Annotated in this window: 13 protein-coding genes; 6 read left to right on the plus strand and 7 right to left on the minus strand. The window is 72.2% G+C overall.

The genetic code is table 11. The features are described 5' to 3' along the window. Nucleotides 1-47: 47 nt before the first annotated feature. Nucleotides 48-1,148 carry a SchA/CurD-like domain-containing protein gene (locus tag OIE69_RS14310; protein ID WP_326572337.1) on the minus strand — a complete coding sequence of 367 codons (1,101 nt, stop codon included), beginning with the start codon at nt 1,146-1,148 and terminating at the stop codon, nt 48-50. Between the two features lie 140 nt (nt 1,149-1,288). On the opposite strand from OIE69_RS14310, the gene OIE69_RS14315 reads away from it, so the two are divergent. Continuing rightward, nucleotides 1,289-2,926 (plus strand): FAD-dependent oxidoreductase, encoded by a 1,638-nt coding sequence (locus OIE69_RS14315; protein ID WP_326572338.1) that lies wholly within the window; start codon nt 1,289-1,291, stop codon nt 2,924-2,926. A gap of 180 nt (nt 2,927-3,106) precedes the next feature. On the opposite strand, the gene OIE69_RS14320 is transcribed toward OIE69_RS14315, so the two are convergent. The 5 genes from OIE69_RS14320 to OIE69_RS14340 form a co-directional block, all read right to left on the minus strand. Beyond that, entirely contained in the window at nt 3,107-3,970 is an 864-nt protein-coding gene (locus OIE69_RS14320; protein WP_326572339.1) for a scabin-related ADP-ribosyltransferase, read from the minus strand. 289 nt (nt 3,971-4,259) lie between these two features. Next, on the minus strand, nt 4,260-4,862 hold the full coding sequence (locus OIE69_RS14325) for an ATP-binding protein (protein ID WP_392567506.1): 603 nt from the start codon (nt 4,860-4,862) through the stop codon (nt 4,260-4,262). Between the two features lie 149 nt (nt 4,863-5,011). Next, nucleotides 5,012-5,779 carry an enoyl-CoA hydratase/isomerase family protein gene (locus OIE69_RS14330; RefSeq protein ID WP_326572341.1) on the minus strand — a complete coding sequence of 256 codons (768 nt, stop codon included), beginning with the start codon at nt 5,777-5,779 and terminating at the stop codon, nt 5,012-5,014. A gap of 58 nt (nt 5,780-5,837) precedes the next feature. Next, a complete protein-coding gene (locus OIE69_RS14335) occupies nt 5,838-7,016 on the minus strand; it encodes a L,D-transpeptidase (RefSeq protein WP_326581145.1) in 1,179 nt (392 codons plus the stop codon). A gap of 202 nt (nt 7,017-7,218) precedes the next feature. Further along, the gene (locus tag OIE69_RS14340; protein WP_326581147.1) at nt 7,219-8,355 is read right to left on the minus strand and encodes a L,D-transpeptidase; all 1,137 of its coding nucleotides are present in this window, start codon (nt 8,353-8,355) and stop codon (nt 7,219-7,221) included. A gap of 262 nt (nt 8,356-8,617) precedes the next feature. On the opposite strand from OIE69_RS14340, the gene glgX reads away from it, so the two are divergent. The 5 genes from glgX (at nt 8,618) to OIE69_RS14365 (ending at nt 18,947) form a co-directional block, all read left to right on the plus strand. Next, complete coding sequence (gene glgX, locus OIE69_RS14345; RefSeq protein ID WP_392567507.1) at nt 8,618-10,900, plus strand: glycogen debranching protein GlgX; 2,283 nt, start codon at nt 8,618-8,620, stop codon at nt 10,898-10,900. A 63-nt stretch (nt 10,901-10,963) separates the two neighbouring features. Continuing rightward, nucleotides 10,964-12,235, plus strand: coding sequence for an MFS transporter (locus OIE69_RS14350; RefSeq protein WP_392567508.1), 1,272 nt, complete (start codon nt 10,964-10,966; stop codon nt 12,233-12,235). Nucleotides 12,236-12,269: 34 nt separating this feature from the next. Then, nucleotides 12,270-14,114 carry an ABC transporter ATP-binding protein gene (locus tag OIE69_RS14355; RefSeq protein WP_326572342.1) on the plus strand — a complete coding sequence of 615 codons (1,845 nt, stop codon included), beginning with the start codon at nt 12,270-12,272 and terminating at the stop codon, nt 14,112-14,114. Further along, complete coding sequence (locus tag OIE69_RS14360; RefSeq protein ID WP_326572343.1) at nt 14,111-15,997, plus strand: ABC transporter ATP-binding protein; 1,887 nt, start codon at nt 14,111-14,113, stop codon at nt 15,995-15,997. The genes OIE69_RS14355 and OIE69_RS14360 overlap by 4 nt, the downstream gene beginning before the upstream one ends. Nucleotides 15,998-16,571: 574 nt before the next feature. Then, nucleotides 16,572-18,947 carry a M4 family metallopeptidase gene (locus OIE69_RS14365; protein ID WP_326572344.1) on the plus strand — a complete coding sequence of 792 codons (2,376 nt, stop codon included), beginning with the start codon at nt 16,572-16,574 and terminating at the stop codon, nt 18,945-18,947. Between the two features lie 85 nt (nt 18,948-19,032). Here the strand turns inward: OIE69_RS14365 and glgP are convergent, their stop codons facing one another. Then, nucleotides 19,033-21,669 carry an alpha-glucan family phosphorylase gene (gene glgP / locus OIE69_RS14370; RefSeq protein WP_326572345.1) on the minus strand — a complete coding sequence of 879 codons (2,637 nt, stop codon included), beginning with the start codon at nt 21,667-21,669 and terminating at the stop codon, nt 19,033-19,035. Between the last annotated feature and the right edge of the window lie 460 nt (nt 21,670-22,129).

Below are 22,129 nucleotides of genomic sequence, written 5' to 3' on the forward strand. Positions count from 1 at the left end.
CACCCCGGGCCGGCCGGTACCTGCCGGCTGCCAATCGCTCGAACGGGTCAGGACGTGGCCGCGCTGCGGTCGGTGACCATGCGCATGTCGCACTCGGCGAGGAACCGCTTCAGGCCCTGCTCGTCCGCGAGGTCCCAGTCGGGACCGAGGTCGAGCAGCCTGGCGAGGACGCCGGCCTTGTGCTTGCCGGCGGCGCCCACGGCGACCAGCGGAACCTCCTCCACCGGGACCCGCAGGTCCACCAGTCGCACCACGATGTCCTCGCGGAGGTAGACGGTGCTGCGCGCGAGCGGCCCCTTGGGGACGTCCACGGCCTCCTCGTCCTGCTGCGCGAGCATCTTGGCCACGGCCGGGCCGGAGCCCGCCTTGGCCGGGTAGATCAGGGCGTGCCGGCTCAGGGATTCCGGCCGGTCGGCGCCCCTGGCGACGTGGTGTACGGCCGGGAGCGCGGCGCGGGCGAAGAACTCCCGTGCCGAGCCCGGGTCGTTGAGGTCCCGGTCCACCTCCAGGTAGGGGTTGATGGCTTCCTCGACCGCCCGCACCTCGGGCTGGCGGGCGACGTGGCGCAGTGCCCTGGCAAGGTCGCCCTCCACCTCCACGGCGCGCACGACACGGTTGCCGTGCATGAACAGCGAGGTGCGGCACAGCCGCGTGTTCTCGTCGACCACGGCCTGCGGCGAGGTGTAGCCGGACAGGATGTCCGCCACCTTCTGTTCGCTGCCGGGCTTCACGGTGAAGGTGATGGCGTGGCGGATGATCCCGTCCCCGACCCGCGGCACGGTCTGCATGCGACCGGACTCGTAGGAGGTACGGGTCTCCCGCAGCACCCCGAAGCGGAGCGAGCGGGTGTCCTTCACGCAGCCGTGCATCGGCTGCACCATCTCCAGATGGGTCGGGCTGTCCACCCAGGCGAGGAAGTGCAGCGCACTCTCCCACTCACTGGTGATCAGCCATTGCGAGGGATTTTCGATCGACTGGCACAACTGGTCGCTGACGTGTCCTGGCACGGCAGCCACGTGGCGGCACATCTGGTCATACGCGTCAAGAAACCGCTGCTCGGCGCCGTCTTCAACTTCAAGCATGAGGACGACGCGCAGGCGATTGCCATCGAGCGCGGACTGCGAGACCTTTTCGGCCTGGGCCGGCATATTCCACCTCTTCCGAGAGCTAGCAACCCCCGAGGTCCGTCGTCCAACGATCGTGCTGTGGTGGCCCAACCGGTGCGAGATATGTGATCCAATTGGGTGACGGGCGAAAATACCCCCGGTAATCGGGCATCAAGGGAGCTATGACTCCACAGGCCGAAGACCGGGTCCCGGTCCTCATCGTGGGGGGCTCCCTCGTCGGGCTCTCCAGCTCAGTCTTCCTGGGCCGGCTCGGCGTCCGGCACGTCCTCGTCGAGAAGCACCCGGGTACCTCCATCCACCCCCGTGGCCGCGGCAACAACCTGCGGACCATGGAGCTGTTCCGTACGGCGGGGGCCGAGCCGCTGATCCGGCGGGCCGCCTCCGTACTCGCCGACAACCACGGCATCCTGCAGGCCGAATCCCTGACCTCGGACAACGCGGAGTGGCTGTTCCGGGAGATCGACCCGGGCGGCCGGCTGTCCGGCATCAGCCCCAGCGGCTGGTGCCTGTGCAGCCAGAACGACCTGGAGCCGGTGCTCCTGGACTACGCCCGGGGGCTCGGCGGCGACCTGCGCTTCAGCACCGAGCTGGTCTCGTTCACCCAGGACGACGACGGTGTCACCTGCGAGCTGATGGACCGGGAGACCGGCGAGCGCAGCACCGTCAGGACCGACTACCTGATCGCGGCCGACGGTCCGCGCAGCCCGGTGCGCAGCGCCCTGGGCATCGGGCACACCGGCAGCGGCGACCTGTTCGCCAACATCAGCGCGACCTTCCGAGCCAAGCGGCTGGCCGACGCGGTGGGCGACCGCTACTTCATCGCCTGCTACCTGACCAATCCGGACGCCGACGGTGTGCTGCTGCCCGTCGACAACCAGGAGAACTGGGTCTTCCACGCGCCCTGGCACCCCGAGCGGGGAGAGGCGACGGAGGACTTCACCGACCAGCGGCTGGCCGCCCACATCCGCACCGCGGTGGGTGTGCCGGACCTGGAGATCGAGATCACCGGCCGGGCCCCCTGGCGGGCCGCGGAGCGGGTCGCCGACTCCTACGGGCGCGGGCGGGTGCTGATGGCCGGCGACTCGTGCCACGAGATGTCGCCCACCGGGGCCTTCGGCTCCAACACCGGTATCCAGGACGCCCACAACCTGGCGTGGAAACTCGCCGCGGTCACCGGCGGCTGGGCCGGGCCGGGGCTGCTGGAGACGTACGAGGCCGAGCGCCGCCCGGTCGCCGTGGCCACCAGCGAGCGGGCCTCCGCCCGTTCCGCCGAGCACGCCCACCCCGGTTACGCGCCGCCGGCCGGCGGCGGACCCCAGAAGGGCGTCCTGGTGGTCGCGCTGGGCTACCGCTACCCCGAGGGCGCGTTCCTCGGCGCGGACCCGGGGCGCCCGGTCGTCCCCGAGGACTTCCGCCCGGTCGCCGAACCCGGCGGCCGTTCCCCGCACGTGTGGGTGACCACCCGGGACGGCGAGCGCCGCTCCACGCTGGACCTGTACGAACGCTCCATGGTGCTGCTCACCGGCGACGGGCCGAAGGGCACGGCCTGGCACGACGCGGCCCGCACGGTCGCGGAGCGCCTCGGGGTGCCGCTGGAGGCGTACCGGCTCGGCGAGTCCACCCAGGCCGACCTGGTGCCCGAGGCCGGTACGGACTGGACGGCGGTGCACGGCATGACGCCGAGCGGCGCGATCCTGGTCCGCCCTGACGGTTTCGTCGCATGGCGGAGCCGTGACGCCGTGGAGGACCCCGCGGCGACGCTGGACGAGGTGCTCACCGCGGTGCTGCGACTGGGCTGAAAGCGGCGCCCCGCAGGCGGCACGGGGGAACGGTCGACCGGCTGACGGCGGCCACCACGCTCACGGGAGCGCTGGTGGCCGCCGTTCCCGTTCGCCCCCGCCCCCGCCCCCGCCCCGGGTGCGGTGACCGGCCGGGGCCGGTCACCGCACCGCGTAACGGGCAGGGCGCCGCGGACGCCGTCAGCCCACCGGACCGTCCCCGGCCTCCACCGAGGACCGGGGCGCGCCCGGCTGGGCGGCGGGCGGGGCGGCCGGACGGCCGGCCGGTGACGCGCCCGGCGGGGCCGCCGGAGGCGCGGAGGGCCGGGCGGCCGGTGGTGTGCCCTGCTGGACGGCCGGCGGGGCGGAGGGCCGGCCGGCCGGTGGTGTTTCCGGCTGGGCGGCGGGCGGGGCGGCGGGCTCCTTCACCCCCGTCCAGTCGGGGGCGGGCCAGCCGCGCCACGGCGAGTACGCGGGGTTGGGCACGCACCGGGCCGTGAGCTCGGCCTTGGTGGCCTTGTCCACCGGGCAGGCCTTCACGATGAACTGCCGTGCGACGCCCCCGGGGAAGACCACGCCGGTGCGGGCCGAGCGCAGCTCCCGGGTGCCGAGGGTCTCGTCGAGCTCGATGCCCCCGGGGGCGTCGATGTAGTAGTGGTAGGCGGTCGTCTGCTGCTTGAGGAACTCTCGGTCGTAGGTGGTGGCCACGAACGGCGAGGGCTGCTCCCGCCGGGCGTAGGCCTGCAGGTCGTACTCGCCGTCGCTCACGTTCTCGGGACGGAGTCCGTCCTTGAAGACGGACTCCGGCGAGCGCTCGTCCCCGCGGAAGAGGGCGTTGCAGTTGGAGCGCCAGGCCGGTTCGTCGGGCCTGATCCGGTCGAGGTCGACGTTGGTGTCCGCGGCGGCGTAGAGCCGGTCCGGGACGACGGGGCACCATTCGGGGACGGCCGGGTCACGTGGAAGACCCGGGGCGACGGCCGCGGCGGCCGTGCAGACGGGGAGTGCGAGCACCCCCAGCGAAAGGGCGGCGGCGCAAAGCCGGCGCAGCGTGCGCAGTGCGATCATATGCCCACGATCACCCCGGTATCGCCCGGTCGCCGGAATGGTCACCCTTGTCGGCGTGTCCCGCCGGAAGACGAAAGAGGCCCCTGCGCATCGTTGTGCGACGCTGCTGGGGCCTCTCGATTCGCCGTGGAGCCAGGGGGTGTGATCCACGACGCCATGGGACGACCGAGCCCGGGTCATGGGGGTCGTTGCTCCACAACTATACGAGACATCGCGGCCGAAACCTCACGATGTGGGAGTGAGGTGGGACACTGACCTTGCAAACGCAGGTCAGATGTTCATTTGCCGTTCAGCGGTCCATGACCCGCATTTCGAACCAGGTGGTCTTGCCGCGCGGCAGCAGGTCCACGCCCCAGCGGTCGGCGAGCTTGTCGATCAGGAAGAGCCCCCGCCCGCTCACGTCCATCTCGCGCACCGGCATCAGGCAGGGCAGCGCCCGGGACGGGTCGCGCACCTCCACCCGGATCCAGCCGCGGCGGCGCAGCATGCGCAGACCGAAGGTACGGGCCCCCGTGTGACGCACGGCATTGCCCACGAGTTCGGAGACGAGTAACTCGACGACGTCGTCGAACTGGGGAAGGCCCCAGAGCCGCAGCACCGACCGGGCGAGCCGTCGGGCCGTGGCCGCGGACTCCGGGCGCGAGGAGAGCCGCACCTCGTCCACGGAGGGATTCCCCAACAGATCGAGGGACGTCGCCGCCAGATCGTCGACCGCCGTGGGCGGCCACCCCGCCGCCGGGACCGTTACCCGCTGCGGCTGCTCAGATGCTCCCTGCTGCCCCGCCATGCTCTCATGATGGCCGTACGCAACGGCGGTTCGGGGCGGATCGGGGGAATTGACGGGGCGGAACACGTCATTCCGAGTTGCCGTACTGGCATATGTCAAGGGCAATGGTGGATCTTATGCGACCCCCCTCACCTGCACGAAGAGGGCGCCCGCGACGAACGGACGGGGAATTCGGCGCAGGTCGCCTTAAGGTCCTCTTAAGGTCGGCTTAAGGCGACCCGACGGGTGCCGGCTGTCACTCAACCGGATTGGTTCTAGCGGAACTTCGCCTTGCCCGGACCGTCCTCGACGAAGCTGCGCATGCCCGTCGTACGGTCCTCGGTGGCGAACAGTCCTGCGAACAGGTTCCGTTCGATGGTGAGGCCGGTCTCCAGATCGGTCTCCAGGCCGGCGTCCACCGCCTCCTTGGCCGCGCGCAGCGCCAGCGCCGGCCCGCGGGCCAGCCGCTCGGCCCAGGCGCGGGCCTGCGCGTACACCTCCCCGGCCGGGACCACCTTGTCCACCAGGCCGATGGTGAGGGCCTCGTCGGCCTTGACCATGCGGCCGGTGAAGATGAGGTCCTTCGCCTTGGCGGGGCCCACCAGGCGCGACAGTCGCTGCGTGCCGCCCGCACCGGGAATGAGGCCGAGCAGGATCTCGGGCTGGCCGAGCCTGGCGTCCTCCGCGGCGATCCTGATGTCGGCGCAGAGCGCGAGTTCACAGCCGCCACCGAGGGCGTAACCGGTCACGGCGGCCACCACCGGCTTGGGGATCCGGGCGACCGCCGTGAAGGAGTCCTGCAGTGCGCGGGCTCGCACGGCCATGGCCTCGTAGTCCATGACCTGCATCTCCTTGATGTCCGCGCCCGCCGCGAACACCTTCTCGCCGCCCCAGATCACGACGGCCCTCACGTCCTCGCGCCCGGACGCCTCCTCCGCGACCTCGCGGAGCCGGTCCTGGGTCGCGATGTCCAGGGCGTTCATCGGGGGGCGGTCCAGGCGGATGGTGCCGACACCCTCGTCGACCTCGAGATTAACTGTCATGGCCGACGAGGGTATCCGTGAACGCCCGTTTACGCTGCGACGTGCCTCACGGGGCGCGTCAGGAGGCCGGGGTCCACTGACTCCACGGCAGGTTCCAGCCGTTGAGCCCGTTCCACCACTGCACGGTCTTGTCGTGGGAGTTCTTGACCTCCACGACGTCGCCGATCATCGAGTTGTTGTAGAACCACGAGGACGGGGTGTCGCCGTTGCCGCCGCGCACGTCCCGCAGGCCCACGCAGCCGTGGCTGACGTTGGAGTTGCCGAACGTCCCGGGCGAGGCCCAGTAGTTGCCGTGGATGAAGGTGCCCGAGGTGGTCAGCCGCTGGGCGTTCGGCACGTCCTTGATGTCGTACTCGCCGCCGAAGCCCACGGTGTCGCCGTTCATGCGGGTCACCTTGTACCGCTCGGTGATGACCATCTTGCCGTTGTAGGTCGTCGTGCCGGGCCCACCCGAGGTGATCGGTATGGTCTTCGCCAACTTGCCGTCGCGGTAGACCTTCATCGTGTGCTTCGCGGCGTCCACGATGCTCACCTGGCTGCGGCCGATGGTGTAGTGCACGTCCTTGGACTGGGTCCCGTAGACGCCCTTCGCCGCCTCGACGCCGTTCAGCCGCAGGGAGAGGGTGATCTTGGTGCCCTTGGCCCAGTACTTCTCGGGACGGAAGTCCACGCGCTGGTCGCCGTACCAGTGGCCGACGACGGGCACCGAGGGGTTCGCGGTCACCTTGATCGCGTCCTGGACCGCCTTCTTGTCGGTGATCGCCCGGTTGAACTTGAGCGAGACCGGCATGCCGACGCCGACCGTCTGGCCGTCCTCGGGGGTGAAGAAGCCGATGAAGGTGTCCTTCGGGGTGACCGTGGTGAAGCTCGCGTGCTTGGCCGACTCACGGCCCGCGCCGTCCTTGGCTATCGCGTCCACCGAGTACTTGGTGGAGGTGCCGAGCGTCTCGGTCGGCTCCCAGCTGGTGCCGTCGGTGGATATCTTGCCCTCGACCGGGTCGCCCTTGCCGCTCTTCACCACGACCGAGGTCAGCTTGCCCTTGCCGGCGGTGACCTTGAGGTCCCCCGTCGTGGCCACCTCGTCGGCGCCGTCCTCCGGCGCGATGGTGACGACGGCCTGCGACTCGGTCGTGTCGCCCTTGCCGCCCTGCGAGGCCGAGGCCCCCGGCTTGGCCTTGTCCCCGTCCTTGCTGTCGCCGCTGGCGCTGCCCCCGCACGCACTGACCAGGAGCAGCATCGCCCCCACCGCCAGGGCCAAGGTGGTCCGCCTTGCGCCCGGCGCGCCCTGTATCGCCTTCAACTGTCTTCTCCCCAAAACCGGCCCGTGGCCCCGTGGCCCAAGTGTGAGTCCCCCTCACCCTGCGCTTAGAGAACCACACGGAACCGGTGTTGGGGATCCCGGTATTGTCACCGTTCCGTCCCAGTCGCCGGGCCCGGCCTCAGGCGCCCGCCGCCCACTGCTCCCAGGCCATGTTCCAGCCGCCCAGGCCGTTGTCCGGAGAGACGGTCCGGTCGTGGGAGTTCACGACGGTGACGAGGTCGCCGACGAGCGAGTGCGCGAAGAACCAGCCCGCCGGGGTGGCCGTGCCGCCGCCCTTCACGTCGAAGAGGCCGACGCAGCCGTGGCTGGTGTTGGCCGCCCCGAAGGTGCCGGGTGCCGCCCAGTAACTGCCGTGCACGAAGGTGCCGGAGCGGGTGAGCCGCATGGCGTGCGGGACGTCGGGGATGTCGTACTCGCCGCCGAAGCCCACCGTGTCCCCGTTCATCCGGGTCAGCCGGAGCTTCTCGGAGATGACCATCGAGCCGTTGTACGTCGGGTTGGACGGGGCGCCCGCCGAGATCGGCAGGACGCGCGTCACCTGCCCGCCGCGGCGCACCGTCAGGGTGTGCGCGGCGGCGTCCACGGTGCTGGTCTGGTCCCGGCCGATGTCGAAGGTGACGTCCTTGGACTGCACCCCGTAGACCCCGGGAGCGGTCTCGACGTCGCGCAGACGCAGCGAGAGCGTCACCTTCGTGCCGGGACGCCAGCGCTCGCGGGGACGGAAGTCGAGGCGCCGGTCGCCGAACCAGTGCGGGGCGACCTCCACCGCGGGCGAGGAGCCGACGCTGACGGCACGCTCGACGGCCTCGCGGTCGGCGACCGGCCGGTTGAAGTCCAGGGAGACGATCATGCCGGTGCCGACGGTCTGGCCGTCCTCGGGCGTGAAGTAGCCGATCAGGGTGTTCTTGGGGACGAGGGTGGTGAACACCGCGTGCTTGGCGGCGCGCCGGCCCCCCATGTCCTCGGCGACGGCGTCCACCGTGTACTTCTCCGAGAGCGACAGCCTCGACCGGGGGTGCCAGCGGGACCGGTCGGCGGTGAACACGCCCTCGACCGCCTCGCCGTCCCCGTCCTCGACGTGCACGGAGGTGAGGCGGCCGTCCTCGGCCTCGACCGTGAAGGGGTCGTCCGCCTCCACGTCACGCGCACCGTCCACCGGAGTGATCCTGATCCTCGCCTCGGACACCTTCGGGGTGTCGTCGGCCGGCGCACCGCTGTCCGCCGGCCCGAACCCGAGCCCGCACGCCGTCAGCATCCCCGCCAGCCACATGGCGGTGGCAAGCCCCGCCCCCGCGCGCAGAGCGCGCCGCACCGCAGTCGTCACGCTCGGTCAACGACCGGACGGCCCCGGGGAAACGTCCGCGATGCCCACGATCGATCACGCGTGTGACGCCGCGGGGTGAACGGGAAGGTAAAGCGGGAGGGCGCGACGCGCGCGCGGAGGGACACCGCGCCGCGCACGGGCACGGCCGGCGCCGGCCGGGCCCGGCGTCCCCCGAGCCGCAGGAGGCGAGCACGTGTCGGAGACGCGCGAGGACGAATCGGTCGACCGGTCCGGAAAGCTGCGCCCGAACGGCCACCGGACCGCCCCCGTGGCCGTGCCGCTGCCGCGCCCGGAGACCGCGCCGGCGGTGCCCGGGCCCGCCGGGGCCGGGGACACCGTGGTGTGGCCGGGGAGCCCGCAGCCGCTGGGGGCACGCTTCCACACCGGCCCCGACGGACGCCCGGGCACCAACTTCGCCCTGTGGGCGGGCGGCGCCGAGTCGGTGGAGCTGTGCCTGTTCGACGACGAGGGGACCGAGACCCGGGTCCCGCTGACCGAGCTGACCCATGAGATCTGGCACGGCTTCGTGCCCGGGGTGCTGCCCGGCCACCGCTACGGCTACCGGGTCGGCGGCCGCTGGGACCCGTGGACCGGTGCCCGCTGGAACCCGGCCAAGCTGCTGCTGGACCCGTACGCGCGGGCGGTCGACGGCGACTTCACGCTGCCCCCCGAGGTGTACGCCCACGTCCGGGACTGGCCGGAGCAGGCGGTCGCCGACACTGTGAGGGACAACCGCGACTCGGCCCCGTACGTGCCCAAGGGCGTCGTGGTGGACGACGACGACCCCTGGACGGACGACCGCCGGCCCAAGACGCCCTGGGCCGACTCCGTCATCTACGAGGTGCACGTCCGCGGCTTCACCATGCGCCACCCCGGCATCCCGCCCGAACTGCGCGGCACCTACGCCGGGCTGGCCCACCCGGCGGCGATCGAGTACCTCACCGGCCTCGGCGTGACGGCCGTCGAACTGCTGCCGGTGCACCAGTTCGCCCACGAGGACCATCTGCTCCGCCGTGGCCTGCGCAACTACTGGGGCTACAACTCGATCGGCTACTTCGCCCCGCACGCCGGCTACGCCGCCACCGGCACCCGCGGACAGCAGGTGGGCGAGTTCAAGCGGATGGTGCGCGCCCTGCACGACGCGGGGCTGGAGGTGATCCTCGACGTCGTCTACAACCACACCGCCGAGGGCAGCGAGTTCGGCCCGACCCTCTCCCTGCGCGGGATCGACAACCACGGCTACTACCGGCTGGCGGGCGACGCGCGCCGCTACGCCGACTACACCGGCTGCGGCAACACCCTCCACGTCGTCCAGCCCCAGGTGCTCCGGCTGATCACCGACTCGCTGCGCTACTGGGTGACCGAGATGGGCGTCGACGGCTTCCGCTTCGACCTCGCGGCGGCGCTCGCCCGGTCGATGCACGACGTCGACATGCTCTCCCCCTTCCTCGCCGTCATCGCCCAGGACCCGGTGCTGCGCCGGGTCAAGCTCATCGCCGAGCCCTGGGACGTCGGCTCCGGCGGCTACCAGGTCGGGGCCTTCCCGCCGCTGTGGACGGAGTGGAACGACCGCTACCGCGACACCGTCCGGGACTTCTGGCGCGGCAGCCGGCACGACGTGCGCGACCTGGGGTACCGGCTGTCCGGTTCCAGCGACCTGTACGCGTGGGGCGGGCGCCGTCCGTACGCCTCGGTCAACTTCATCACCGCCCACGACGGCTTCACCCTGCGCGACCTGGTGACGTACGAACACAAGCACAACGAGGCCAACGGCGAGGACAACCGCGACGGCACCAACGACAACCGGGCCTGGAACTGCGGCCACGAGGGCGAGACCGACGACCCGGCCGTGGGCGAGCTGCGCCGCCGCCAGCTGCGCAACATGCTCTCGACGCTGCTGCTGTCGACCGGCGTGCCGATGCTGGTGGCCGGGGACGAGACGGGCCGCACCCAGGGCGGCAACAACAACGCGTACTGCCAGGACAACGAGATCAGCTGGCTGGACTGGTCGCTGCCGGAGGATCCGGCCTGGGCCTCGCTGCGCGAACTGACCGCCCGGCTGATCGCGCTGCGCCGGGCGCACCCCGTACTGCGCCGGCGGGCCTTCTTCTCCGGCCGGCCGCAGTCCGCCGGGGGGCTGCGGGACCTGGCCTGGTTCACCGCGCAGGGCCGGGAGATGACCGACGCCGACTGGTACGGCCCGACGTCCACGCTCGGGATGTACCTGTCGGGCGCCGACATCCCGCACCACGACTCGCGCGGCCGCCCGGTGACCGACGACAGCTTCCTGGCCGTCTTCCACGCCTCCCACCGGCCCGTCCGCTTCACCCTGCCGGGCGGGCCGTGGGCCCGGGAGTACGAGCTGCTGCTCGACACCTCGCGCGAGGACCAGGCGGAACCGCCGGGCAGCCGGCACCGCGCGGGGCGGGCGCTGACCGTGCCGGGCAGGACGGTGCTGCTGCTGCGCGCCGTCTGAGGGACGAGACGCGGCGGCAAAGGTGTGGACTCGGCAGATTGGTCCAGTCCACACTGGTCGGCCGTGACCTCCGCACCTCCGCCCTCGCCGCCGTGCGCCTCCGCCCTCGACGCGCCGGCCGCCCCCCGGGACCGCTTGTGGTCACGGGGGTTCAGCCTGTACTTCACCGCCCGCAGCGTCGCCATGCTCGGCGACTCGATGCTGCCCGTCGCCCTGTCGGCGGGACTGCTCCAGCACGGCTACGGCGCCGGGGACATCGGCTACGCCATGGCCTCCTTCACCGCCTGCTTCGCCGGACTGGTCGTCCTCGGCGGGGTGTTCGCCGACCGGTTCAGCGCCCGCGGCCTGATGATCGGGGCGGACCTGGCTCGGGTCGCCACGCAGTCGCTGGCCGCCTGGCTCTTCTTCTCCGGGCACGTCGTGCTCTGGCAGATCTGCGTGATCGGCGCGGTCAACGGCGTCGCGGGCGCCATGTTCCAGCCGGGGGTGGCCAGCACGGTGCCCCAGGTGGCCCGGGACGTCCAGGAGGCGAACGGCGTGGTGCGCACCGCCGAGTCGCTGATGGCGCTGGCCGGACCGGCGCTCGCCGGAGTGCTGGTGGCCTTCACCTCCGCAGGCGGGGTGTTCGCCGTGCACGCCGGCACCTACGCGGTGAGCGCCGTCTGCCTGCTGCTGCTCCGGCTGCCGGGGCGCACCGCCCGCGAGGCGCGGGACGCCGCCGCGCGCAGCAGCTTCCGGGCCGACCTGGTGGAGGGGTGGCGGGAGTTCCGGGCCCGCACCTGGATGTGGTCGGTGATCGTCATCTGGATGGGCTTCATGATCCTCGTCATGGGCCCGGTGACCCCGCTGGCGGCCGGGGAGATCCTGCCCGAGCACGGCCCGAAGGCGTACGGCCTGGTCTCCTCCGCGCTCGGCGCCGGCACCGCGCTCGGCGGGCTGCTGGCGATACGGGTGCGGCCGGCCCGGCCGCTGCGGGGCGGGGCCGTGGCGCTGTTCGGGTTCGCGCTCTACCCGGCGGCGGTCGGCGCCGGGCTGCCGGTGCCGGCGGTCGCGGCGGCGGTGCTGGTCGCCGGGACGGCCTGGGCGTTCTGGAGTGTGATGTGGGCCACCAGCGTCCAGACCCAGGTGCCCGGCGAGATCCTCAACCGGATCCACGCGTACGAGGTCGCCGGCTCGGTCGCCATGCTGCCCGTCGGCCAGGCCCTGGCGGGGCCGGCGGCGGGTGTCCTCGGCGCGCGCCCGGTGCTGCTCGCCGGGGGTGCGGTGACCCTGCTGGTGTGCGTGGCGCTGCTGGCGGTGCCCGCCGTACGCGACCTCGGCCGAAAATCCGGATGAGCGTTGTCGGCGGTCACACGTACCCTCTGAAACGATGCCTGAGTCGACCAACCAACCCGAGCCCGAACGTCCCCGATCCGCGGTGCGCTCACTGCTGCGCCTGTGGCCGTACGCGAAGCCGGTCAGCCGCCGGCTGTTCGGTTCCGCGGGTGTGGCCGTGGTCGCGTCCTGCCTGGCGCTGCTGATCCCGCTGGTCCTGAAGTGGATCGTGGACGGTCCGGTCGCCCACCGCGACCCGTCCGGGGTGTGGCTCGGCGGTGGGCTGGTGCTGCTGCTCGGTCTCCTGGAGGCCGGGCTCTTCGGCGTTCGGCGCTGGCTGGTGGCGCGTCCCATGGCCGGATTCGAGGCCACGATGCGGGCCGACCTGTACCACCGGCTGCAGCGCCTGCCGGTGTCCTTCCACGACCGCTGGGGCTCGGGGCAGCTGCTCTCCAGGGCGACGAACGACCTGCAGATCCTGCGGATGTTCCTGACCTTCCCGATGGTCTTCCTCGCGGTCAACACCGCCACGATCGTCGCGGGCTTCGGCATCCTGTTCGTGCAGCAGTGGTCGCTGGGGCTGATCCTGCTGGTGCCGGTCGTGCCGCTGGTGATCCTCTGCTCGTACTTCGAGGCGCGGTACCAGGTCGCGTCCCGTACCGCGCAGGACCAGGTCGGCGACCTGACCACGCTGGTCGAGGAGTCGGTGCTCGGCATCCGCATCATCAAGGCCTTCGGCCGGCACCGCAGCCAGGCCGAGGCCTTCCACCGGCAGTCGCGCGAACTGCGCGGCACCGAGCTGCGCAAGGCCCGGCTGCTGGCCGACCTGTGGATGGTCATCGTCGGCCTGCCGGACGTCGCGCTCGGCGCGGCGCTGGTCCTGGGCGTGGTGCAGGTCGCCGACGGCGACCTGTCGGCGGGCACCCTGGTCGCCTTCCTCTCCACGGCGCTCGCACTGCGCTGGCCGGTGGAGTCGCTGGGCTGGCTGCTGTCCTTCAGCAACGAGGCGGCCACCGCCGCCGACCGCGTCTTCGAGGTCCTGGACACCGAGGTCCCGCCGGAGACCGGCACGGGAACAGGCACCGGCACGGGCACCGCCGAGGAGGAGCGGCCCGCCGACGGCATCCGCTTCAGCGCCGTGCGCTTCCGCTACCCCGACGCCCCCGAGGGCACCCCCGACCTGCTCACCGGGATCGACCTGCACATCCGCAGCGGCGAGACCGTGGCGCTGGTCGGCGCGACGGGCAGCGGCAAGACGAGCCTGACCTCGCTCATCCCGCGGTTGTACGAAGCAACCGGCGGCCGCATCACGCTGGACGGCACCGACGCCGCGCTGCTCAGCCGCTCCACGCTGCGCTCCCTGGTCGCGACGGCCTTCGAGGAGCCCACCCTGTTCTCCGCCAGCGTGCGGGAGAACGTGCTGATGGGCGCGCCCGACGCCGACGAGGCGGACCTGTTGAGGGCGCTGGGGATCGCGCAGTGCGACTTCGTCCACAAGCTCCCGCAGGGTGTGGACACCCAGGTCGGAGAGCAGGGCCTGAGCCTGTCCGGCGGGCAGCGGCAGCGGCTCGCGCTGGCCCGCGCGGTCGTCGGCCGCCCCCGCTTCCTGGTGCTGGACGACCCCCTGTCCGCTCTCGACGTGCACACCGAGGCCCTCGTCGAGGCGGCCCTGCGCCAGGTGCTGTCCACCACGACGGCACTCGTGGTCGCCCACCGCCCCTCCACGGTGATGCTCGCCGACCGGGTGGCGCTGCTGTCCGAGGGCCGGGTCACCGCGGTCGGCACCCACCAGGAGCTGCTGACCTCCTCCGCGGCCTACCGCCGCCTGATGTCCGGCCAGGACGGGAGCACGCCCGCCGCGCCGGACCGCCCGCAATTCGAAGGGAGCAGCACCCGATGACCTCCGTCGCCCAGTCGCAGCCCGCCGAGAAGTCGGCCGACGAGGAACCGGCGGGGCACCGGGACTCCGGGGAGACACGGGAGGACCGGAAGGACGACGCCTTCGACCAGGACCGGCTCCCGGCGCCCGAGGGGGCGTCACGCGCGCTGCTGCGCGAGCTGGTCGGGCCGCACCGGCGGCGCGTGTGGCTGGCGGCCGTGCTCCTGCTGCTGCAGCAGGCGGCCGTGCAGGCGGGCCCGCTGATCGTGGCGGTGGCGATCGACCGGGCCATCCCGGCGCTGCGCCGCGACGACCACGGCCCGCTGATCGCGGTGGCGGTCGGCTACATCGGCTGCGCCGTCGTGGGCGGCCTGCTGCAGCGTTCGTTCATCCGGCAGGCCGGCCGGATCTGCCAGGACGTCCTGGTCGAGCTGCGCAGCCGGATCTTCCGCCACGCCCAGGCGCTCGGCCTGGACTTCCACGAGCGGTACACCTCGGGCCGGATCATCGCCCGCGCCACCTCCGACGTGGAGTCGATCCGGGAGCTGCTGACCGAGGGCCTGCAGGAGCTGCTGAACGTCGGGCTGTCGGTGCTCTACATCTCGGCGGTCCTGCTGTGGCTGGACTGGGAGCTCGGACTGTTCGCGCTCGCCACCGCGGTGCCGCTGGTGGTGACCGTGCGGATCTTCCGGCGCCGGTCGGCCAAGGTCTACACGCTCCGCTCCGCGGCGATCGCCGCCGTCATCGTGCGCTTCACCGAGACGATGAACGGCATCCGGCCCGTGCAGGCCTTCCGCCGCGAGAAGGCGAACGACGAGGCGTTCGACGAGCTCAACGCCACCCACCGGAAGGCCAACGGTGACGCGATCCTGGAGATGGGCCGCTTCACCGTCGGTTCCTGGCTGATCGCCAACACCTCGGTGGCGCTGGTGGTGGTGTGGGGCGCGTACCGCGTGGCCTCCGGCTCGCTCGCGCTGGGCGTGCTCGCCGCCTTCGTGCTCTACCTGCGGCGGCTGTACGCGCCGATCGACCCGCTCGGCATGTTCCTCAACTCCTACCAGTCGGCGGCCGCCTCGCTGGAGAAGATCGCCGGGCTGCTGGCCCAGCGGCCCTCGGTTCCCGAGCCGCAGACGCCGCGGACGCTGCCGGCCACGGAGGCGGACACACCCGGCCGCGAGGTCGTCTTCGATCAGGTCCGCTTCGCCTACCGCACGGGCGGCGAGGTGCTGCCCCGCTTCGACCTGCGGCTGCCCGCCGGGCAGACGGTCGCGGTGGTCGGCGCCACCGGCGCGGGCAAGTCGACGCTGGCCAAGCTGCTGGCCCGGTTCTACGACCCGACCGACGGGCGGGTCACCCTGGACGGGGTGGACCTGCGCGACCTGGCCCTGCCCGAACTGCGTCGCGGGGTCGTCATGGTGACCCAGGAGGCGTTCCTCTTCTCGGGCACCGTCGCCGAGAACATCTCCATCGGCCGCCCGGAGGCCACCCGCGAGGAGATCGAGGCCGCCGCGAGGGCGATCGGCGCCCACGACTTCATCGCGGCGCTGCCCGAGGGCTACGACACCGACGTACGCAAGCGCGGCGGCCGCATCTCGGCGGGCCAGCGCCAGTTGGTGGCCTTCGCCCGCGCCCTGCTCGCCGACCCGGCGGTGCTCATCCTGGACGAGGCGACCTCGTCGCTGGACGTACCGGGCGAGCGCGCGGTGCAACAGGCGATGCGCGAGGTGCTGCGCGGCCGCACGGCCGTGATCATCGCGCACCGGCTGTCGACGGTGGAGATCGCGGACCGGGTGCTGGTGATGGACCAGGGCCGCATCTTGGAGGACGGCACCCCGGCCGAACTCGTCTCCGGCGCGGGGCGCTTCGCCGATCTGCACCAGGCCTGGCGCGACAGCCTCGTCTAGGCCGTGTCGTCACACGAGCTCCCCCAGCTGACGCTGGGAGGTGCCCCCAGGTGCGGTGCATCGCAAGGCGGAGAGTCGTCCTCGTAGTGGGCTACTCGGACGATTCGGCAACTCCCCCCGGCCGAAGGCTGGGGGGAGTGCCGTACCTGGGGGCACCTCCCAGCGAAGCTGGGGGAGCGTCGCGGAGTGGGGGCACCCCCGGCCGAAGGCTGGGGGAGGGCGTTCGACGACACGGCCTAGGACCTGCCTCCGGGGCGGGTGGGGCCGGCCGGCCCCCCCCCCCCCGGCCCCGTACCGGAGCGCTTCGCCCCGCCCTGTCCGGAATGCGAACCCGACGTCCCCCTCAAAGGACGAATTCGGCCAACTTCTCGTCACGTACATGACACCAAGCCATGAACAGTGGCACTCTTCCCCCCGTCGGCCGTCAGTACGCCCACACACCGCACCGCTTCGTGCTGACGCACCGTCCGAACTCCGCACGTCCCACCCGCACGGCTAGTTCCGCCCGGGCAGCACACCCCGTCTGCCCGGCTGTCCCCGGCCGCCAACCGCGGCCGACGCAGTAGGAGTCCGAGTGAGACGATCCCCCCGCAAGGCAGTCGCGGCCGCCAGTGTGGTCGCCACCGCCGCATTCATCGCCGTCGGCATACCGGCCACGTCCGCGACGGCGAACGCCGCCCCCCACACGAGCCAGCTCCGCACCGGAGCCCTCGAGGCGAAGCTCACCCCCGCCCAGCGCACCGCGCTGATCAAGAGCGCCGGCGACCGCACCGCGGTCACGGCCCGGTCGCTGGGTCTGGGCAGCAAGGAGAAGCTGGTCGTCCGGGACGTCGTCAAGGACGCCGACGGCACGCTGCACACCCGTTACGAGCGCACCTACGCCGGGCTCCCGGTGCTCGGCGGCGACCTCGTGGTGCACACGCCCGCCAAGGGCGCCGGCACGGTCGGCACGACGTTCAACACCAGCCAGAGGATCACGGTCGCCTCGACGACGCCGAAGGTCGTCGAGTCCGCCGCGACCACCGCCGCGCTGAAGACCGCCAAGTCCCTGGACGCCGAGGCGCCCGTCGCCGACGACGCCCGCAAGGTGATCTGGGCCGGCCAGGGCACCCCGAAGCTCGCCTGGGAGACCGTGGTGAGCGGTCTGCAGGACGACGGCACGCCGAGCCGGCTGCACGTCGTCACCGACGCCGTGACCGGCAAGGAGCTCCACCGGTACCAGGACGTGAAGACCGGTACCGGCAACACCCAGTACAGCGGCCAGGTGTCGCTGACCACCACGCTGTCCGGCTCGACGTACCAGCTGAACGACGCGACCCGCGGCGGCCACAAGACGTACAACCTCAACCGCGGCACCTCCGGCACCGGGACGCTGTTCACCGACGCGGACGACATCTGGGGCGACGGCACCGGCTCCAACACCCAGACCGCGGGCGCCGACGCCGCCTACGGCGCGCAGACGACCTGGGACTTCTACAAGAGCACCTTCGGCCGCAGCGGCATCCGCAACGACGGTGTCGCCGCGTACTCGCGGGTCCACTACAGCAGCGGCTACGTCAACGCCTTCTGGGACGACAGCTGCTTCTGCATGACCTACGGCGACGGCTCGGGCAACACCCACGCGCTGACCTCGCTGGACGTCGCGGGCCACGAGATGAGCCACGGCGTCACCTCGGCCACGGCGAACCTCAACTACTCCGGGGAGTCCGGCGGCCTGAACGAGGCGACCTCCGACATCTTCGGCACGGGCGTCGAGTTCTACGCGAACAACAGCAACGACATCGGTGACTACCTCATCGGTGAAGAGATCAACATCAACGGCAACGGCACCCCGCTGCGCTACCAGGACAAGCCGTCCCGCGACGGCACCTCGCCGGACAACTGGTACTCCGGCATCGGCAACCTGGACGTCCACTACTCCTCGGGCCCGGCGAACCACATGTTCTACCTGCTCTCCGAGGGCAGCGGCGCCAAGGTCATCAACGGGGTGAGCTACAACAGCCCGACCGCCGACGGCATCGCCGTCGCCGGCATCGGCCGCGCCGCCGCGCTGCAGATCTGGTACAAGGCCCTGACCTCGTACATGACGAGCAGCACCAACTACGCGGGCGCCCGCACCGCCGCCCTGAACGCCGCCCAGGCGCTCTACGGCGCCGGCTCCGCCCAGTACGCGGGCGTGCAGAACGCCTTCGCGGGCATCGGCGTCGGCAGCCATGCGCCCGTGTCGGGCGTCACGGTCACCAACCCGGGGAACCAGAGCAGCACCGTGGGCACCGCGGTCAGCCTGCAGATCCAGGCCGGCAGCACCAACAGCGGCGCGCTGAGCTACGCGGCGAGCGGCCTGCCCTCCGGCCTGTCGATCAACGCCTCCACGGGCCTGGTCTCCGGCACCCCGAGCACCGCGGGCACGTACAACACGACGGTCACGGTCACCGACTCCGCGGCGAAGACCGGCACCGCCTCCTTCACCTGGACCGTCACCACCCCGGGCAGCTGCGCCTCGGCCCAGCTGCTCGGCAACCCCGGCTTCGAGTCCGGCAGCGCCTCCTGGACGGCCTCCAGCGGCGTGATCACCAACTCCAGCAGCCAGGCCGCCCACGGCGGTTCGTACAAGGCGTGGCTGGACGGCTACGGCTCGACCCACACCGACACGCTCTCCCAGTCGGTGACCATCCCGGCGGGCTGCAAGGCGACCTTCACCTTCTGGCTGCACATCGACTCCGCCGAGACGACCACCAGCACCCAGTACGACAAGCTGACGGTCACCGCCGGGTCGACCACCCTGGCCACCTACTCCAACCTCAACAAGGCCTCGGGCTACACCCAGAAGTCCTTCAGCCTGAACGCCTTCGCCGGCTCCACCGTGACCCTGAAGTTCACCGGCACCGAGGACTCCTCGCTGCAGACGAGCTTCGTGGTCGACGACACCGCGGTGAACACCAGCAGCTGACCCCCGTCGGCTGACCGCACACGCCGGGCCCCGGCCGTCGTCAACGACGGCCGGGGCCCGGTCCCGTTCCCGCGGGGCGTCCGGCTCAGCGCAGCACGCCGGCCGTCATCCCCGTCGCCTCGGGCGGCACGGCGATCAGCCCGAGCTCGGCGACCGAGGCGAGCAGCCGGTGCATCGGCAGTACGCGAACGGTGTAGCCGAAGGGCCCGGTGCGGTCGAGGGCGAGCGGGCCCTCGTAGAGCCAGCGGCCCTCCAGGTCCGGCCGTCCGCCCGGCTTGAGGGAGACCACCGCCGGGTCGGCGATCCGGTCGGAGTCGTCGACGCGCCCGGACACCACCTGGACGTCCACGTCCCCGGGCTCCAGACCGCCGAGGGCCACCTGTACCCGCAGGGTGAGCGTGGTCCCGAGCTCCGGTGAGCCGCCGACCGAGGCACCGGTCTCCACGTGGTCGACGGCGACCATGGGCCACTGCTCGCGCACCCGCCGTTTCCACGCGGCGAGTTCGACGGACTCCCCGCCGCCCGCGAGGCGGTGGGCGCGCGCGGCGGGCGCGTACAGCCGGGTCACGTACTCGCGGACCATGCGCCCGGCGAGGACCTTCGGCCCCAGGGTGCTCAGGGTGTGCCGCACCATCTCGATCCAGCGGACCGGCAGACCCGGCGCGCCGCGGTCGTAGAACCGGGGCGCGACCTGGTTCTCGATCAGGTCGTAGAGGGCCGCCGCCTCGATGTCGTCGCGGCGGTCGGGGTCGCCGGCCGCGCCGAAGCCGTCGGCGGTGGGGATCGCCCACCCGTTGTTGCCGTCGAACCACTCCTCCCACCAGCCGTCCAGGACGGACAGGTTGAGGCAGCCGTTGAGCGCGGCCTTCATGCCGGAGGTGCCGCACGCCTCCAGCGGGCGCAGCGGGTTGTTCAGCCAGACGTCGCACCCGGGATAGAGGTGCTGGGCCATGGCCATGTCGTAGTCCGGCAGGAAGACGATGCGGTGCCGCACCCGGGGGTCGTCGGCGAAGCGCACGAGCTCCTGGACCAGCCGCTTGCCGCTGTCGTCGGCCGGGTGCGCCTTGCCCGCGACGACGATCTGGATCGGCCGGGCCGGGTGCAGCAGCAGCTCCATCAGCCGGTCCTGGTCGCGCAGCATCAGGGTGAGCCGCTTGTACGAGGGGACCCGGCGCGCGAAGCCGATGGTGAGCACGTCCGGGTCGAGGACGTCGTCCACCCAGCCCAGCTCGGCCGAGCCGGCGCCGCGCTGCCGCCATGAGGCCCGCACCCTGCGGCGCACCTCCCGCACCAGCTGTTCGCGCAGCTCCCGGCGGAGCTCCCAGATCGCGGCGTCGGGGATGCGGAAGACGCTCTCCCATGTGTCGGCGAGCCCGGTGGTCATCGCGTCCTCGGCGTTCTGGGCGCCGGCCTGCCGGGCGCCGAGCCGGAACACCTCGGGCGCCACCCAGGTGGGGGCGTGCACACCGTTGGTGATGGAGGTGATCGGCACCTCCTCCGGGTCGAAGCCCGGCCACAGCCCGGCGAACATCTCCCGGCTGACGCTGCCGTGGAGGGTGGACACGCCGTTGGCGCGCTGCGCGAGCCGCAGCCCCATCACGGCCATGTTGAAGACGTTGGGGTCGCCTCCGGAGTAGGTCTCCATCCCCAGCTCCAGCACCCGCTGGACGTCGACGCCGTGCAGCTCGCCCTCGTCGCCGAGGTGCCGGGCGACCAGCTCGCGATCGAAGCGGTCGATGCCGGCGGGCACGGGGGTGTGGGTGGTGAAGACCGTGCCGGCCCGCACGGCCTCCACGGCGGAGTCGAAATCCAGCCCTTCTCCGTCGGCCGCCAGCTCGCGGATGCGCTCCAGGCCGAGGAACCCGGCATGGCCCTCGTTGGTGTGGAAGACCTCGGGCTCCGGATGCCCGGTCAGCGCGCAGTAGGTGCGCACGGCACGGACGCCGCCGATGCCGAGCAGCATCTCCTGGAGCAGCCGGTGCTCGCTGCCGCCGCCGTAGAGCCGGTCGGTGACGTCGCGTTCGTTGGGGTGGTTCTCCTCGACGTCGGAGTCGAGCAGCAGCAGCGGGACCCGGCCGACCCGGGCCAGCCAGACGTGGGCGCGCAGACTGCGCCCGCCGGGCAGGTCCAGGACGATCAGCACGGGGCCGCCGTCCTCGTCCCGCAGCAGCGACAGCGGCAGCTCGTTCGGGTCGAGCACCGGGTAGTGCTCCTGCTGCCAGCCGTCCCGGGACAGCGACTGGCGGAAGTAGCCGTGCCGGTAGAGCAGGCCGACCCCGATCAGCGGCACGCCCAGGTCGCTGGCGGCCTTGAGGTGGTCGCCGGCCAGGATGCCAAGGCCGCCGGAGTACTGGGGCAGCGCGGCGGTGATCCCGAACTCGGGTGAGAAGTAGGCGATGGCGGCAGGGAGTTCCCCGGCCTCGGCGGCGCCCTGGTACCAGCGCGGATTGCCGAGGTAGTCGTGGAGGTCCTCGACGGCGGTGCCGAGCCGGCGGAGGAACCTGCGGTCCTTGGCGAGGGCGTTCAGCCGGTCCTTCGAGACGGCGCCGAGCAGCCGCACCGGGTCGCCGGCCGCGGCTCTCCAGCCCTCGGGGTCGACGGACTGGAACAGCTCACGGGTCTCGTTGTGCCAGGACCAGCGCAGATTCTGCGCGAGCTCCCCCAGGGGACGTAGTGGTTCGGGCAGGACGGTTCGCACGGTGAATCGACGAATAGCCTTCACATCTCCGACGGTAGCGGCATCTTTCGGTGCGGTGGTGACAACCGGGTACCCAACATCCCGAACCCGGGCGCTGTGGTGCGGCACCCGTGCCCTGGCGTACGGGGACGTCACGGGCGTCCCGGGCCCCCCGCCCGCGGGCCCACGGACGCCTCGTCAGCGTGTCGGGCGGCGGCTACGACCACCGCAGCACGGCCGTCGGCCGCGGCGCACCGCGGGGGCTACGACGTACGGCCGGGACGGGGTCACGGGCGTCGGCCCGGCGCCCCCGGCGGCCGTGCGCGCCGGGCCGCGGGACGGTGGCCGGTTGTCTTCGTCCGGGCGCCGCCGGGCCCGCCGGGAGCGCAACTTACGCGCCAGTACCCCTTCCCGGGGAGTATTCGACCGTCATCCAATGGGCAGGCTCACCCTTGCGCGACGCGGCGCCGCACCCTCCCACACCACAACTCGTATCCGCCCACCC

The sequence above is a fragment of the Actinacidiphila glaucinigra genome (assembly GCF_035918135.1).
Lineage (GTDB): Bacteria > Actinomycetota > Actinomycetes > Streptomycetales > Streptomycetaceae > Actinacidiphila > Actinacidiphila glaucinigra.